The organism is Streptomyces sp. HNM0575 (genome assembly GCF_012726265.1).
Lineage (GTDB): Bacteria > Actinomycetota > Actinomycetes > Streptomycetales > Streptomycetaceae > Streptomyces.
The window spans coordinates 1-1,234 of the sequence record NZ_JAASAG010000031.1 but is presented as its reverse complement, the minus strand read 5'-3'; the positions used below and the strand labels follow the sequence as shown (position 1 = coordinate 1,234).

General features: G+C 63.4%; 1 protein-coding gene. It reads left to right on the top strand.

Going from position 1 to position 1,234, the window contains the following annotated elements; translation table 11 throughout:
- The coding region (gene rho, locus HCC61_RS29995) for a transcription termination factor Rho (protein ID WP_169141013.1) at positions 1 to 1,230 on the top strand (1,230 nt) is incomplete at its 5' end.
- Positions 1,231 to 1,234: the final 4 nt, after the last annotated feature.

Sequence of the window (1,234 nt, the reverse complement as noted above, 5' to 3'; positions counted from 1 at the left end):
GGTCGTCGTGGTCGTCGGGGGCGTTATCGGGATCGTCGTGGGCGTCGTGGTGGGCGTGAGGATGCTGAGCCGCAGGTCGCTGAGGATGATGTGCTGATCCCGGTGGCGGGGATTTTGGACATTCTCGATAACTATGCGTTCGTGCGGACGTCGGGGTATCTGCCGGGTCCGAGTGATGTGTATGTGTCGTTGGCGCAGGTGCGGAAGAACGGTCTGCGTAAGGGCGACCATGTCACGGGTGCGGTGCGCCAGCCGCGTGAGGGGGAGCGGCGGGAGAAGTTCAATGCTCTGGTGCGGCTGGATTCGGTCAATGGTGCGTCGCCGGAGGGTGGCCGGTCGCGGTCGGAGTTCAACAAGCTGACGCCGTTGTATCCGCAGGAGCGGTTGCGGTTGGAGACGGAGCCGGGCCGGTTGACGGCGCGGATCATCGATCTGGTCTCGCCGATCGGCAAGGGGCAGCGGGGTTTGATCGTGGCGCCGCCGAAGGCGGGGAAGACGATGGTGCTCCAGTCGATCGCGAATGCGATCACGGTGAACAATCCGGAGTGCCATCTGATGGTGGTGCTGGTCGATGAGCGTCCGGAAGAGGTCACCGACATGCAGCGGTCGGTGAAGGGTGAGGTGATCTCTTCGACGTTCGATCGTCCTGCGGAGGATCACACCACGATCGCGGAGTTGGCGATCGAGCGGGCGAAGCGGCTGGTGGAGCTGGGTCACGATGTGGTGGTGCTGTTGGACAACATCACCAGGCTGGGGCGGGCGTACAACCTGGCGGCTCCGGCGTCGGGGCGGATCTTGTCCGGTGGTGTGGATTCCACGGCGTTGTATCCGCCGAAGAAGTTCTTTGGTGCGGCGCGGAACATCGAGGACGGTGGGTCGCTGACGATTCTGGCGGCGGCGTTGGTGGAGACCGGTTCCCGTATGGATGAGGTGATCTTCGAGGAGTTCAAGGGCACCGGGAACATGGAGCTGAAGCTGGACCGGAAGCTGTCGGAGAAGCGGATCTTCCCGGCGGTGGATGTGGATGCCTCCGGTACGCGTAAGGAGGAGATCCTCATGGCGGGCGATGAGCTTCAGATCATCTGGAAGCTCCGCCGGGTGCTGCACGCGCTGGATCAGCAGCAGGCCATCGAGTTGCTGCTGGACAAGATGAAGCAGACCAAGTCCAACACCGAGTTCCTCCTCCAGATCCAGAAGACCACCCCCACACCCGGCAACGGCGGCGACTGACAGC